The sequence below is a fragment of the Cytobacillus oceanisediminis genome (assembly GCF_004366035.1).
In the GTDB taxonomy this organism is placed as follows: domain Bacteria; phylum Bacillota; class Bacilli; order Bacillales; family Cytobacillaceae; genus Cytobacillus; species Cytobacillus oceanisediminis_C.
The window spans coordinates 13,978-27,595 of record NZ_SOEE01000006.1 but is presented as its reverse complement, the minus strand read 5'-3'; the positions used below and the strand labels follow the sequence as shown (position 1 = coordinate 27,595).

The 13,618-nt window shown below is 42.3% G+C and carries 17 protein-coding genes; 5 read left to right on the top strand and 12 right to left on the bottom strand.

What is annotated here, in order from left to right; translation table 11 throughout:
• Positions 1 to 3 precede the first annotated feature (3 nt).
• From DFO72_RS15685 to DFO72_RS15650, 8 genes are all read right to left on the bottom strand, one after another.
• Positions 4 to 504, bottom strand: coding sequence for a hypothetical protein (locus DFO72_RS15685; protein ID WP_113882894.1), 501 nt, complete (start codon positions 502 to 504; stop codon positions 4 to 6).
• The gene (locus DFO72_RS15680) at positions 501 to 1,127 is read right to left on the bottom strand and encodes a DUF5957 family protein (protein ID WP_113882893.1); all 627 of its coding nucleotides are present in this window, start codon (positions 1,125 to 1,127) and stop codon (positions 501 to 503) included. The genes DFO72_RS15685 and DFO72_RS15680 overlap by 4 nt, the downstream gene beginning before the upstream one ends.
• A gap of 375 nt (positions 1,128 to 1,502) precedes the next feature.
• Positions 1,503 to 2,192 carry a response regulator transcription factor gene (locus tag DFO72_RS15675; RefSeq protein ID WP_113882892.1) on the bottom strand — a complete coding sequence of 230 codons (690 nt, stop codon included), beginning with the start codon at positions 2,190 to 2,192 and terminating at the stop codon, positions 1,503 to 1,505.
• Positions 2,177 to 3,283, bottom strand: a complete 1,107-nt coding sequence (locus tag DFO72_RS15670) for a sensor histidine kinase (protein ID WP_113882891.1) — start codon at positions 3,281 to 3,283, stop codon at positions 2,177 to 2,179. The genes DFO72_RS15675 and DFO72_RS15670 overlap by 16 nt, the downstream gene beginning before the upstream one ends.
• A 373-nt stretch (positions 3,284 to 3,656) precedes the next feature.
• Complete coding sequence (locus tag DFO72_RS15665) at positions 3,657 to 3,857, bottom strand: hypothetical protein (RefSeq protein WP_113882890.1); 201 nt, start codon at positions 3,855 to 3,857, stop codon at positions 3,657 to 3,659.
• On the bottom strand, positions 3,854 to 4,054 hold the full coding sequence (locus DFO72_RS15660) for a hypothetical protein (protein WP_113882889.1): 201 nt from the start codon (positions 4,052 to 4,054) through the stop codon (positions 3,854 to 3,856). The genes DFO72_RS15665 and DFO72_RS15660 overlap by 4 nt, the downstream gene beginning before the upstream one ends.
• A gap of 297 nt (positions 4,055 to 4,351) precedes the next feature.
• On the bottom strand, positions 4,352 to 4,510 hold the full coding sequence (locus DFO72_RS15655) for a hypothetical protein (RefSeq protein WP_243856181.1): 159 nt from the start codon (positions 4,508 to 4,510) through the stop codon (positions 4,352 to 4,354).
• A gap of 82 nt (positions 4,511 to 4,592) precedes the next feature.
• Positions 4,593 to 4,814 carry a hypothetical protein gene (locus DFO72_RS15650; RefSeq protein ID WP_113882888.1) on the bottom strand — a complete coding sequence of 74 codons (222 nt, stop codon included), beginning with the start codon at positions 4,812 to 4,814 and terminating at the stop codon, positions 4,593 to 4,595.
• Positions 4,815 to 5,095: 281 nt separating this feature from the next.
• On the opposite strand from DFO72_RS15650, the gene DFO72_RS15645 reads away from it, so the two are divergent.
• The 5 genes from DFO72_RS15645 (at position 5,096) to DFO72_RS15625 (ending at position 11,351) form a co-directional block, all read left to right on the top strand.
• A complete protein-coding gene (locus DFO72_RS15645) occupies positions 5,096 to 5,281 on the top strand; it encodes a hypothetical protein (RefSeq protein WP_113883222.1) in 186 nt (61 codons plus the stop codon).
• Between the two features lie 24 nt (positions 5,282 to 5,305).
• Positions 5,306 to 5,956 carry a pyridoxamine 5'-phosphate oxidase family protein gene (locus tag DFO72_RS15640; RefSeq protein WP_395858182.1) on the top strand — a complete coding sequence of 217 codons (651 nt, stop codon included), beginning with the start codon at positions 5,306 to 5,308 and terminating at the stop codon, positions 5,954 to 5,956.
• Between the two features lie 162 nt (positions 5,957 to 6,118).
• Entirely contained in the window at positions 6,119 to 7,681 is a 1,563-nt protein-coding gene (locus DFO72_RS15635) for a histidine kinase N-terminal 7TM domain-containing diguanylate cyclase (RefSeq protein WP_113882886.1), read from the top strand.
• A complete protein-coding gene (locus tag DFO72_RS15630) occupies positions 7,678 to 8,535 on the top strand; it encodes an MBL fold metallo-hydrolase (RefSeq protein WP_113882885.1) in 858 nt (285 codons plus the stop codon). The genes DFO72_RS15635 and DFO72_RS15630 overlap by 4 nt, the downstream gene beginning before the upstream one ends.
• A gap of 311 nt (positions 8,536 to 8,846) precedes the next feature.
• The gene (locus DFO72_RS15625; protein ID WP_113883221.1) at positions 8,847 to 11,351 is read left to right on the top strand and encodes a cyanophycinase; all 2,505 of its coding nucleotides are present in this window, start codon (positions 8,847 to 8,849) and stop codon (positions 11,349 to 11,351) included.
• A 162-nt stretch (positions 11,352 to 11,513) separates the two neighbouring features.
• Here DFO72_RS15625 and DFO72_RS15620 read toward each other — a convergent pair whose 3' ends face one another.
• The 4 genes from DFO72_RS15620 to DFO72_RS15610 all read right to left on the bottom strand — a co-directional run bounded on the left by DFO72_RS15620 (position 11,514) and on the right by DFO72_RS15610 (position 13,616).
• Positions 11,514 to 11,864 (bottom strand): YciI family protein, encoded by a 351-nt coding sequence (locus tag DFO72_RS15620; RefSeq protein WP_113882884.1) that lies wholly within the window; start codon positions 11,862 to 11,864, stop codon positions 11,514 to 11,516.
• A gap of 521 nt (positions 11,865 to 12,385) precedes the next feature.
• On the bottom strand, positions 12,386 to 12,550 hold the full coding sequence (locus tag DFO72_RS29515) for a hypothetical protein (RefSeq protein ID WP_166672499.1): 165 nt from the start codon (positions 12,548 to 12,550) through the stop codon (positions 12,386 to 12,388).
• A gap of 159 nt (positions 12,551 to 12,709) precedes the next feature.
• Entirely contained in the window at positions 12,710 to 13,369 is a 660-nt protein-coding gene (locus DFO72_RS15615; RefSeq protein WP_113882883.1) for an NAD(P)H-binding protein, read from the bottom strand.
• Positions 13,370 to 13,424: 55 nt separating this feature from the next.
• A complete protein-coding gene (locus DFO72_RS15610; protein WP_113882882.1) occupies positions 13,425 to 13,616 on the bottom strand; it encodes a hypothetical protein in 192 nt (63 codons plus the stop codon).
• Positions 13,617 to 13,618: the final 2 nt, after the last annotated feature.

The window sequence follows — 13,618 nt, the reverse complement described above, 5'->3', positions numbered from 1 at the left end:
TGCCTACTCACTATGACGCAATCTGCACTGATAAAATTTTAAAAATCCTGCAAACACCATGATTGCCCCGAACGTGTTGCATGCAACCCTTATCCAATTGATCATCAGAAATTCACGCGCTGTCTGTTTCAGAAATTCCACTGAATGGACACTCTGCCCCTCAATAAACATAATTTCGTTCCTCGGCCATTCAAACACAATGGATATGACACCAAGCAGAATCATGACAAGGATACTTCCCAGAACCCAGTTTCGGGCAGATTTCATTTTCCAGACCAGGAGCAGCGCCCCACCCCCAGCGACCCAGCTCGCAAACCCGAGCGGCGGGAAAAAGGTATGGGGACTTGCGGCCTCCATAAAATTCATCGATACATCAAACGATTCCGGGATTTTATGAAAGATATTCGGATAAACCATGAACACCTCCAAGACAAAGGCACCCAGCATAATGAAAGTGATCCATAAATACGCAGCCATAAAGAAAAATGTCAGTTTTTGTTTCATTCCTTTTCCTCCTCCATTTTGCGTCTCTTTTTTAACTGCCAAGCCGGCAGAAGCACTGCGGAGCATGCAGCCAGATAGAACGGCAGAAATTTAATGCCCATTGGTTTATCGAATAAAGTCTGGCCAAGAATCCCGATTAAATTGGACAAAATGACACCTGCCGTTAATCCGCCGGCTGCCCCTGCCAATGCCCAAATCAGCATCCCCTTGTTCTTTTCTTTTGAGCGGCCTGCCTCCCGTGGCCCCTTCAAGACCTTCCGAACCGCTGCCGTGCCTGCCCCTAGCAGTAATACCCCCGCAATCGGATGAAAAGCACCCAGCCAGCCGATTCTCCAGCCCATGTTTGCGGTGAAGTACATGGCAAACAGCAGCAGGAAAATGACCATGATCTCCTTATAGATCAACTTGAAAAATCTTCCTGCCAGTGCAGTTATGATCATCAGCACTGGAATGGCATAGCCAAACATATGCACAAAGAGTTTATGGGCGGCCCACTTGGACGGATCTTCAAAGATTGACAAGCCCGCCAGTAGAAATTGCACCAGCAGGCAGCCCAGATACATTGCGCCCAGACCTATATAAATATTTTCAGCCAAGGTCCTCCTTGGCAGGTTCTCCTTCATTTCGTTCCCTCCCAGCTCTTTCTCCTGAATGTTAAACTTCATGATGCGTTCATGGCGACCATTTCAGCCCTGTTCTTGAATTTTGGGCTTCATGGTGCTTTCATGGCATTTTCGGTCTTCTCCTCGAAATTTCGACTTCATGAAGCATTCATGCCGACCTGATTCGGCTCTCCTCGATTTTTGGGCTTCATGAAGCATTCATGCTGACCATTTTCGGCCTTCTCCTCGAATTTTCGGAGTCATGATGCGCTCAAGCGACCAGATTTCCTTTACAAAACCTATTCTAAGCAGGGATTCTAACATCACTCTTATCAATTTCTTACAAAAATATTAAATCCGGGAATAAAAAAAGAACGCATAGAAATCTATACGCTCTTACCGTTTAAATCGATAGCCCACACCCCAAACTGTTTCAATATAATCAGGTTCGGATGGGTCATTTTCAATTTTCTCCCTCAGTCTTCTGATATGAACCGTAACGGTTGTCACATCCCCATAGAAATCAAATCCCCACACCTGCTCCAGCAGATGCTCTTTGCTGAAAACCTGGTTCGGTGAAGAAGCCATAAATAGAAGCAGGTCAAACTCTTTGGCCGTAAGCAATTTTTCCTGGCTGTTCACAATAACTTTTCGGGTCACCGGCTGAATCTGCAAACCCCTGATCCTCATGTCTTCTTTTTTGTTTTGTCCGCAGGAAACCAGCCGATCAAACCTTGCTATATAGGCCTTCACCCTGGCAATTAATTGATTGGGATTAAAGGGCTTTGCGATATAATCGTCTGCGCCGCGGCCCAATCCCCGAATCATATCAATATCCTCATTTTTGGCCGTTACCATAATAATAGGGATCTCTGATATCTCCCGGATTTGCCTGCAGACTTCATACCCGTCCATATCCGGAAGCATCAGATCCAATAGAACCAGCCGGTAAGAGTTCTCCTTTAATCGCTCCAGCCCTTCCTGCCCTGTTGCAGCAATATCGGCTTCATAATGATTCAGTTCGAGGTAATCCTGTTCCAGTTCGGCAATATTGAGCTCGTCTTCTATAATTAAAATTCTTTCCAATCATTACCCCCCTTTTTTAACGTGAAACATATACTCAGTCCCTGTCCGATGCCTCCTCTTGCCCAAATGGCCCCCCCATGGCCTTCAATGATCTTTTTCACGATCGCCAGCCCCAGCCCGGTCCCTCCTGTAGCAGAGTTTCGGGATACATCTGTACGGTAAAAACGGTCAAATAGATAGGGCAGCTCGTCCTTTGAAACACCTGCTCCATTATCCTGAATTTCAACTATGACTTCCGCCGCTTTTGACGACAGCCTGATCATTAATTCTTTATTTTCCTCATTCATGTATTTCAAGCTGTTTTGAACAATATTGGCAACGACGCGATTCAATTTCCCCCTGTCCGCATGCACCCGATAGGATTGATTCGGCTGACACTCAAGGCTTAGAGTGACATTTTGGCCCGCAAGATTAAAACGCAGCTCCTCCAAATAATGATCAAAATAGGACACTAAATCCAGCTCCCTCATATCATAAGGCACATTGGGCACGTCAAGCTTGGAATATAATAAAAGCTCAGAGATTAAGGATTCCATTTCATCTGATGTTTTTTCAATCGTGTAAATGTATCGCTCCATTTTCTCTGGTGTATTGGCCACACCATCTGATATTCCTCTGATATAACCTTTAATGCTCGTTAACGGCGTTTTTAAATCATGGGAGATACTCGCAATCAATTCCTTCTGATTTTTTTCATATTGCTTTTGTATGTCAGCAGCTTCCTTCAATCTCCCGCGCATGATTTCAAATGCAATCGCCAATTCGTTCAGCTCATCCTTTCCCCCGAAAACCTCTATTTTTGTATCCAAATTTCCTCTGCTGATATCGTTAGCAGCACTTTTTAGCTTTAGGAGCGGCTTAATAATGCTTTTGGAAACAAGGAATGTTAATAGCCCGTTTGTTAAGACCAGCACCCCAACTAACAAATAAATCCGAATCGACCGAAAAAAATTAAGATCCCCCTGATCCACCTCGCCTTTCACAGGATAAAATAATAGATATCCAATAATCATTTCCAGTACTAAAAATAAGACAACAGGGAGCAGAACCATCCCTATATTCGATAAAAGCAAACGTCTTTTTATGGACACTCTGTCACCCCAATTTTTATAATAATGGACGTATCGATCCCAGCCAGGCACTCTTTATTCTTTACATCATAGTCCGGGAATAATAAGTGTAACCAAAGGTTCTAACCAAATCATTATGTAGTTATTACATTTTTCTTAACAAAAAGCTGATATAAAAGATTGATGATTTAGCTTTTACAAGCTTTCTCTGTTTACCACTTTTTCTATCCGAATGCGCAAAGTGCATCAGCACGGAAAAATAGCGGTGTTTTCGAGGAATAGGTATTAAAACTCAAGTTTAAGTTAAAAGCACAATACAGCCTAACTAAAAAATGCGTACAGATTTCTTTCTGTACACAGCCATTCGTAAAGCCATTTTTCATTAAATCACCTGCTACCTATTCTTCTCTTCCATTTTCAAAAGGAGATGATCGATTGTTTCCTCCACACGCTTCAGTCTGTCGTTTCTTCTCTTGAAAATAAAAAATAAAATGACAATAATCGCTGGAATCGTCAGTAAAAAGGCAAAAGCCAACAGCTGAAATAAAATATCGCCAGCATTAAATCCGGCTTGAGATAAGATTAAAAAATTCATGAAGATTCCCCTTTCTGGGATGGCATTGTTAAATTATATAAATGCCTGAGGGATACCACGAGAGCAAAAACAGCCAGAACATTAGTCACGGAAAAGAATTCTATACCCATTATCATGTTTCTAATCATCAATAATATGGCTATTACAGAGATGATGATGGCCGAGTAAAAATCAAACCTGCTGCTGTTTTCTTTCAAAACTATTCCCCCTTTTATGATAGTTTACGATTTTACTGAAGGGAAAGTTTCATGGACAGTTCTAAAAGTGCCCGGCAAGCCCCAAAATCTTATCTAGCAAAACTACTATTTGAGGTTCGGGGACTCTATTTGCAGAACTAAGACTTTAATTTCAGGTTCAACCTATCAATTTACAGGTTTCCCCATCCTATATGCAAAAACAGTCGATCTATTTACATGCTGCCCCTTCCTATTCGCAAACCCTTCCCAAAAAGAGACCCGGATCCTCTTAAGGAATCCGGGTCTCACCAAACCTATTTATTTATCTTTCTTCCCATTCCCTTTCCCAGGCTTTGCCGGGCCATCTGGGGTTTCATGATTCTGGGGTGGCTGCTCGCCTTTTTTCAGCTTATACAGTTCGACTGTTTTGGTCGTTTTATTTCCTGCCAGGTCCTCCGCTTCGAAAGGTAAAGACATTTAAGCCTTCTTTTATTGAGAGTTTAATGTTATTGAATTCTTTCTTCCATTTCAATATCCGGTTTCGTTTTTACGGTCCTTGTCAGCTTTCAAAGGCATACAATATAATCTCCATCCCGCTATGTGTCTTGCGCCAATCATAAACGACCAGTACGCTCTTATCTGTCCTGTTTTCCACTTGAGCCTTAAATCTGTTTTTAACCTCTTCGATAATGATTCTCTTATCCTCATACTTTCCTGAGTTTACTTGTCTTCGATCATCATAAACAATTGCATAGTCTAATAATTTGTTAGAAATATTCATCTGCTTCCCCCTTCCAAAAATGGATATTTATGTTAAAATGTAGTTTGCAGCCTTTCTTTATTCTTTAAACTATCCAGAATCTCATGATTTAACTTGATAATATATTCCTGCTCTTTCTTCATTACGTGCTGCCTATAGGAAAGGAATACGAAAAAACATACGCACAGGATCATGAATAACAGCCAAAATAAATCCGCAAAAAAGTCCATTTCCAGCCCTCCAGTAAAAGATATGGCTATTTTAACACACAGGATTTTATAGAATTGAAGGCGGTGAAAGTTTTGAATAAATCACAGCGATTTTTATTAACCCTATTAGCCATCATTTTGAGTTTTGCTCTATTTGTGTTTGGAATACTATTTGCTGAAAAAGTGCCTTTCCTGACTGTGTTGGGGATATTGGGGCTTAGCGGGGTTTATTATTTTGTTTTCCATATTGTCAACAGATCATCCAAGACAGAACACTAAAGATACCTATTCCAATAGAAAAAGGTGAAACTTATGAGGTCAAAATATTTAGATATTATAACTACCAAAGAAGATTTTGCGTCTTTTCGGGAAGAAATCGGCCAGCCCAGTGTGCGTGCCGCAAGCAAAGTCATTACTTTCATCGATGAGCATTGCATTGACTTTATTTCCAAATCTCCTTTTTTAACTTTGTCCACTTCAGATTCTGACGGCAGTTGTGATGTTTCTCCGAGGGGGGATACTCCCGGATTTGTGACGGTTCTTGACGAGCAGCATCTTTTTATTCCGGAACGGCCGGGCAATAAAAGAATGGATTCCGCTCATAATATCATAGCAAACCCCAATATTGGACTCCTTTTTCTCATACCTGGGCTTGGAGAAACACTAAGAATTAATGGCAAAGCCTATATTTGCCGTGATCCTGAGCTCTTAGAGAAAAGCAAGGTAAAAGACCGAGTTCCCTTATTTGGGATTTTAGTAGAAGCAGAGGAATGCTTTATCCATTGTGCGAAAGCTTTGATCCGATCGGAATTATGGAACAGGGAGTCATGGCTTGCGAAAGAAGCCCTTCCCTCTGCCCATGCAATGCTGGCTGCTCATGCAAAATTGCCGAATGATACTTCCGAACAAGCGGCGAAGGACCTCCAGGATAGTTATAAAAATAGGTTGTATTAAGTCAGCCTCCAGAAAAGAGCGGCTGTCCTGGCACCCTGCGATGCTGCAGCAATGAAATGACCTTTCCTGAAACGCAATGACCCCCATAACTAATAAAGCTAGTGTTATAGAAAAAGGAATTATATAATAGGAGAAAATATTTACATTTTGGAGATAACTTATATGGGGCACGAATTATGGATGTACATCCTCATTCTCACTTTTTCAGGGGCACTCAGCTTATCGCTTTGTTTCTTTGCACACTTTAAACTAAGGAATGCACCGGGAGCAGGACCTTATAAGATCTTAACACTGCTGTCCGCGATCTTTACTTTTTCCTATGCATTCGAACTGTCGAGCTCCACTTTACAAGAAATACAATTCTGGCTGGGCATTGAATATTTGTTCATGCCATTCATTCCTCCTTTCACCTTATTGATGTGTCTGGAATATGCCGGACACAAGCTGGGCAGGCGCCTGTATTTTTCCCTGTTCATCATCCCGATTTTGACCATCTTTATGCATCATACCAATAAGCTCCATCATTTCTACTACTCAGCAGTCAGGCTGAGAAAGGGTACGCCATTTCCCGTGTTGGATCTGGAATATGGATTCTGGTTTTACGTGCATGCCATTTTTCTGTTCATGTGCCTGATGTTCAGCATTATTATCCTGCTTCTGCGCTTAAGAAGATCCTTCTGGCGATTCCGGATGCAAATCCTTTTGATGACCGCAGGACTCTTTGTTCCGATTGTCGCCAATCATTATTATCTGAATGATCTGAGCCCCTACGGCATTGATTTAGGCCCTGTATCCATGAGTATTTCCTTCATTCTGCATGGCATAGCGCTCTTCTCATTCCAGATGTTCAATCTCGCCCCAATAGCAAGGGACACGGTGTTTGAAAGCATGAAGGAAGGGGTCATCGTTCTCAATCAGAACGGAGCAATCGTGGATTATAACCAGGCGATGCTGCCTGTTATGCCTGACTTGAAGCAATCTGCCATCGGCAAGCATATTCATGATGTTCTGCATGGAAACAGCACGCTTAGAAAAGTGATTTGTTCTGGAAAGAATGGTGATTATGTGTGGGAAAAAGAGGGGGAACAGGTCCACTTTCAAGTACAATTTTCACCAGTCTATTCCCTAAACAAAGACCCAATTGGACGAATCATCTCTTTGGCTGATGTAACTGAAAAAGTAAATATGCAGAAAACCCTTAAACGTTTGGCCAGCATTGACAGTTTAACCCAGATTTATAATCGGGCCTATTTTTTAAGTGAGATGGAAAGCTCCCTGAGCACCCTATCTCCAGGTGCGGATGTTTCACTTATTATGTTTGATATTGACCACTTTAAACATGTCAATGATACATATGGCCACGAAGCTGGCGATCTCGTGCTGATCCATATTGCAGGCCTCGTGAAAAACAGTCTTCGAAAAAGGGATATCATCGGGAGATATGGCGGAGAGGAATTCATGATTTATTTGCCTGGCACGCCTGCACAAGAAGCACACCTGCTGATCGAAGAGATCCGCCTGGGCATTGCCGGGAGCCCAATCGTTGTGGATGATAACATAATTTCCATCACCTCAAGCTTCGGCCTATCACATACGAAAGTCTCAGCGGATAATCTGGATACTCCAGCCAAAATCCTATTGAAGAACGCCGACCTCGCACTTTATGATGCAAAAAGGAATGGCAGAAACAATGTCCAGCGTTATGGTGAAATACTCCAAGTATGACCCTAATATCGGGAAGGGAGCTGATTGTTTTGTTTGCTAAGAAGAAGGCATCCACGGGAGTGAAAAACGGTGTTTCCTACCTGAATGGCCAAATTAAGTTTCAGGGTGTTTCATTAAATGTCTACAGCTATTTAACGGATGGAGTCTTAATTGACACGGGCGCTCAGTCCTTACATACATTTTTCCAACCATTTATGGATGAAGGCGATTTTGACCAGGTCATGATCACCCATTTTCATGAAGACCATACAGGCTGCGCGGCATATGCTGAAAAAACGAAGAAACTGCCTATCTTTTTAAACAAAAAATCGATCCGTTCCTGTGCCAAAAGGGCCGATTATCCTTTATACAGGCAGCTTTTTTGGGGAAGAAGAAAGCCATTCCAGGCCCAGGCCATACCTGACTCGTTTTCATCCCGAAAAGCGCAGTGGGATGTCATCGATACCCCCGGCCACGCTTTCGATCATAAATCCTTCTTAAACAGGGAAAACGGCCAGTTGTTTACTGGCGATTTATTCGTCAGCGAAAAGACCAAGGTCGTTTTAGCGGAAGAAAGCATTCCGGAAATTATCCGATCGCTTGAACGTGTTCTCACTTACGACTTTGAAGATGTATTCTGCAGCCATGCAGGCTATGTAGAAGATGGACGTGCAGCACTCCAGCGAAAGCGGGATTATTTGCTATCCATCCAGGATGATGTATTCGCTCTGCACAAAGAAGGGAATTCAGCCGAAGCGATCCGTCAAAAGCTTTTTCCAAAAAAATATCCGATCGTCAAATTTTCAGGCGGCGAATGGGATTCACGGCATATTGTCACATCGATATTAAATGAATGCCAAATGTTAAATCGGTAAACTGGGGATTATTCCCCGGCTCCTCTTTTTCCTCCACTGCTTGTTCATTAAAATCTGCTTTTAGCAAAACACCTTCCGCTGCAGATCCCTCTTCGTTTCCAATTAAAACAGGATCTATTTATTATGTGCGGAGATCCTGTAAATTCACTGCAGAAAACTGGTTCTATCCCTAAATGGCTACGCCAATAACAACCATTTACCACCCAATAAGATGGCTTCTCTTTAAAGTTTACTGATTTTTCAGAGTCTTCACTTTGGCACAATACTTGCATCTGCAAAGGGAGACATAGAAAATGAAAGGAGTCAGGCTTATGAAAAAATGGATTGTTTTCACCCTCCTGCTGCTGCTTTTCGGCAGTACAGGAACCTCAGAAATCCACGCAAAGAAGAACTCAGAAGATATTAAGGGGAATCTCGTGATTGCCGGAGGTGCTCTCGGCAGCACGAACCGGGATGTTTATCAGAAATTCATCGATTTAGCCGGCGGGACTGAACAGGCTAAGATCGGGATCATCCCTGCTGCATCGGGTTCACTAAAATCCTCCTATGCCTTTAAAAAGGACTTGCTGTCCTATGGAGTGAAGGAGTCATCGGTAGAAATCCTTCCTGTCTCTTCACACGACTTCAGTGGAACAGAGGAAGATGAAAGCAACTGGAAGAAGAACAGCGAAAGCAGGGAGCTCGCTGGGAAAATTGAAGGAATGACAGGGATTTGGTTTGTCGGCGGGGATCAGCTCAAAATAACTGATGCTCTTCTAAAAAAAAATGGCAAAAACTCAAAAACACTAGATGCGATTTGGAAGATTTATAGAGATGGTGCCGTCTTGGGCGGAACCATCGCAGGGGCCGCTATTATGAGCGATGTGATGATCACCGGCGGAGACAGTCTTGGCGGCTTTAACCAGGAATTCACCAATAAAGAACGATCTAACTCGGCCGGGGAATATGCTCCTGTTAATATTGAAAAAGGGCTGGGATTTTTCCAATGGGGAATCGTAGACCAACATTTTGACGAGCGTGCAAGACTTGGCCGATTAGCAGCCACAGCGATCAAGTCCAAGCCCCGTGATCTTGCTTATGGTGTTGATGAAAACACCGCCATGATCGTCAATAATCAGATGCAAACAATAGAAGTTACTGGAAGAAGCGGAGTGGCAGTCTTAGATGTCACAGCGGCCAAAAGAATAGGAAAGCGAATAAAGAATGTTGACATCAGTTACATGTCTGCTGGCGACAAGCTTCATGCCAAAACTAGGGAATTCACATTCAAAAATGATAAAGCAGAAACGAAAGGCTACGAGTATTATAACTTCAAGCCGCTGCCGGCCACAGGAGTCCTTTCCTCTTATGGATCGCTGAAACATTTCCTTTCTTATTCACTGGTTGACAATGCAAGCACGAATAAGGCAGAAAGCTATTTATACAATTCAGCCGGAGAAGGATTTAAGCTTATTTTCGAAAAAGGAGAAGATACAAACGGGTATTGGGGCTATGAAGATGGCCAGAAAGACTCCTATTCCCTCTTACATGTAAAAATGAGTGTGGAGCCTGTTACTGTCTCTTTTGAGAAAAGTCCAGAACTATTTAAGAAATCCTATCAGAACTCCAGCTTCACTGCAGAGGAAGAAGGAGTTGAAGCAGTTAATAAGGGCAGCCTTGTGATCGCAGGCGGCGCACTTGGTAGCAGTAATCAGGAAGTTTATGAAGCGTTCATATCCAGAGCAGGCGAAAGTCCTAAAATCGGAATCGTCCCTGCTGCCAGTTCCAGTTTGAAATCTTCCTACGCCTTCAAGTCAGATCTTGAACATTATGGGGTGCCTGCAGATAACATTGATATTCTGAAAATCGCCAGCCGCGATTTCAAAGGAACACCAGAAGATGAATCTCTCTGGAAAAATAACAAGAATGATCCGGAGCTGGCAGATCAGATAAAGAACTATGACGCCATCTGGTTTGTCGGCGGAGACCAGACAAATATTACAGCTGCTCTTCTGAATGGAGACGGATCAAGATCATTAGTACTTCAAAGCATCTGGGATATTTATCATGATGGAGCTGTTTTGGGAGGAACCAGTGCGGGTGCAGCCATTATGAGTGATGTCATGCTCGCAGGCGGCGGAAGCTATGACACGCTTGCATCAGGATTCACCGATACTTATGACAGTATGACCCAGCAGGAAGGCGGTCCGGGCTACCTGGAAAAAGGATTGGGCTTCTTCCCTCATGGCATCATTGATCAGCATTTTGATAAGAAGGCGAGACTTGGGCGCCTGATTGCCACGGCAGCCGCACATGGAAAACAGGATGAGTTTTCATACGGAATTGATGAGGACACTGCCCTGGTGCTGGACAATGTCACTGGTAAGATAACAGCTGTCGGGAGAGGCGGAGTTTCCGTCATCGATCTATCTCAGGCTGAAAAACAAAAAGACGCGCCATCCCTATATAAAAACATTCGCCTTTCCTGGATGAAGTCAGGAGATGTGCTGGATCTTGAAACGAAGGTATTCACCATTAGAGAAGACAAACTTTCCACAAAAGACTATGAGTATTATGACTTTCAGGCGGCTCCCCATTCAGGTGTACTGTCGCCGCATGGAAGCCTGGGAAACTTCATTTCCTATAGTTTAGCCGATAATAGTGCTGAGGATGAGGTGAAAAGTTACAGCTTTTCTGAAGGAAAAGGATTTGAATTGACTTTCCGCAAAGGTGCCCAAACAAAAGGATTCTGGGGATACAAGGACGGCAGCAAAGATGATTATTCCTTCGTTGGGGTTGAATTGAACATAGAACCCGTAACCGTAAAAATCCGGTAACGGCCGGAACACATATCCGGAATAAAGAAGACTCGTCGGGTACGAGTCTTTTTTGCCCCCTTTATATGTATCCGTTAGTTTTTATTACAACTTGTCCGAGAAGCCTATTCAGCTTCTCTTCTAAGTTTCCAGCGAATCCGGTCCCCCAGGCAGCTCTAGCTCCTAGAATACTTGACGCAATTCAATTTGGCCTTCCCCATGTCCTTGTGGGTCCGGCATCCGCATGGCCCACTCGATGGCTTCTTCCCTCGAATTCACATCAATCAAGATGAACCCGGCAGCCAGTTCTTTCGATTCGGTAAATGGGCCTTCCGTAACCACAGGCTTTTCCCCTGGTCTCTTATAAGAAATGCGAATCCCATTTGAACTTGGATGAAGTCCTTTAGCCATAACCCTTACGCCCGCCTGAACTAATTCTTCATTATACTTCGTCATGGCATACATGAGTTCCTGGCTTGGGAGCATTCCAGCTTCCGAATTCTTTGAGGCTTTGACAATCATCATAAACAGCATAACTATTTCCTCCTTTTTTAGTTGCAAATCCCTGATTAACCTATTTATCAACGAACCGGCACCTTCGAAAATCTGCATCTAAAAATGTTCAATTGATAGTGATGGTAAGGACTGTCAAAGTGTCTAAAGCTATAACGGAACTGCCGGCATCCTTAAGTTATTTAATACTTAGATTCGCTGATGAACAGCAAAATCCTTCTTGATCAGACCTGCTTGTCAGCTGTTGAAGAGTAGCATGCCCTCCCCCCTCACCTGTTGAGCATATTTTTGGGATAGTGCATCATTCAGATATCTGAAATATTAAAAATTTATATGATGATATTTTTATAATTTGCTACATTCGAAATGTACTAAACGAAAAAAAGGAAGGAATGAAAAATAATGAAATTTAAAGTTGAAACAATTCAAGACTATCATGTTGCTTATTTACGACGAATCGGTCGATATGGCTCTGCCAATACGGAAGTAATGGAGAGGTTAAAAATAAACCGTAACAAACCCTTGTATTCTTTTTATATCCATTATTCATATTCTTTTTCGAAACCTGTGGCTTTCTCGACTAATCTATCCTTTTCCCTTCGAAGCTCCTCAGCCGCATTTGAATTATTTACACCGTCCATGATATCTAAAAAGCAATAATCAATAGAACGGCAAAAGCATATATTCTGTAGTTTTTTATTAATCAAATTCCTCCTAACCCAGCTACCTTACAGCCATACCGCACCACAACTAAACCTCCAAATATCCCCTATATTTTATCAACCATCCCCTGTCCATTTTATAAAAAATAACTTTGACCTTGTTAGCCAAAGTTATTAGTATCTTACTCTATGATGTACATGTTATTAATCGATATTATTCAGCCCTGCACATTCCCAAATGGCTTTGCCTTCTAGCGTAGAAAGCCCGTTATCTTTAGTTTTAGCGGAATTGATCATGGCAGCCGCCAATATTTCTGTCGGCAGAGGCTTTTGAGTACGAAGTATTCCAAATTTATTAAAAAACTGTACAGCTTTCAATCCGGCAACTTCCATTGTTCTATCACTATTTTTTCGAATCAATACAGGCGGCTTGAAGATTGATAGCTTTGGAAACCCTAAAGCTTTTACCGCTTCTTCTAACTGTCCCTTCATTCTTGGATAAAAAAAGAGAGAATTAGGCGAAGATCCCCCTGAAGATACCAATACATAAGTGCTCACATTGTTTTCTCTTGCAGCTTCCGCAACCTGATATTGATAATCGTAATCAATTTTCCATTGAGCTTCTTTACTTCCCGCAGCTTTAAGGGTAGTTCCCAAACAAGAAAACAAAACATCGCCCTTCACCAAATGCTTCCAATGTTCTGGGTTGTCAAAGTCAATCACATGCACCTTTAATTTTTCATTCTGGATATGAAGATCACGCCTGACAAAAATATCAACCTGATGAAAAGAATCATCCTCCAGCAATAAATCCAGCAAGTCCTTGCCGGTTGCTCCCGTTGCCCCTATTAATAATGCGTGCATTTTTTTCTCCTTATATTTTATATAGTCTATTTGAAATTATATACCAGGTCACTCTTTATTTGTCATTGTCCAAATCTCGCTCCAGAAATGAGTCCCTTTCCTTTTTAATACCATACTTGGTTTCGATGAATTGACCAGCCACAGACTTGTTAATGCCATCCCTGACTGCTGCAGAAATGACTATATACAGAATAAATAATCCAGCAATCCAAAGAATGATAGAAAATAAGAATGAACCAAAAACCATTT

Excerpts from the sequence above, each read along its gene's own strand:
- DFO72_RS15630 (WP_113882885.1), top strand. The coding sequence starts at position 7,678 with ATGACCCTAATATCGGGAAGGGAGCTGATTGTTTTGTTTGCTAAGAAG.
- DFO72_RS15665 (WP_113882890.1), bottom strand. The coding sequence starts at position 3,857 with ATGAATTTTTTAATCTTATCTCAAGCCGGATTTAATGCTGGCGATATT.
- DFO72_RS15635 (WP_113882886.1), top strand. The coding sequence starts at position 6,119 with ATGGGGCACGAATTATGGATGTACATCCTCATTCTCACTTTTTCAGGG.
- DFO72_RS15625 (WP_113883221.1), top strand. The coding sequence starts at position 8,847 with ATGAAAAAATGGATTGTTTTCACCCTCCTGCTGCTGCTTTTCGGCAGT.
- DFO72_RS15610 (WP_113882882.1), bottom strand. The coding sequence starts at position 13,616 with ATGGTTTTTGGTTCATTCTTATTTTCTATCATTCTTTGGATTGCTGGA.
- DFO72_RS15655 (WP_243856181.1), bottom strand. The coding sequence starts at position 4,510 with ATGTCTTTACCTTTCGAAGCGGAGGACCTGGCAGGAAATAAAACGACC.
- DFO72_RS15620 (WP_113882884.1), bottom strand. The coding sequence starts at position 11,864 with ATGCTGTTTATGATGATTGTCAAAGCCTCAAAGAATTCGGAAGCTGGA.
- DFO72_RS15650 (WP_113882888.1), bottom strand. The coding sequence starts at position 4,814 with ATGAATATTTCTAACAAATTATTAGACTATGCAATTGTTTATGATGAT.
- DFO72_RS15685 (WP_113882894.1), bottom strand. The coding sequence starts at position 504 with ATGAAACAAAAACTGACATTTTTCTTTATGGCTGCGTATTTATGGATC.
- DFO72_RS15680 (WP_113882893.1), bottom strand. The coding sequence starts at position 1,127 with ATGAAGGAGAACCTGCCAAGGAGGACCTTGGCTGAAAATATTTATATA.
- DFO72_RS15615 (WP_113882883.1), bottom strand. The coding sequence starts at position 13,369 with ATGCACGCATTATTAATAGGGGCAACGGGAGCAACCGGCAAGGACTTG.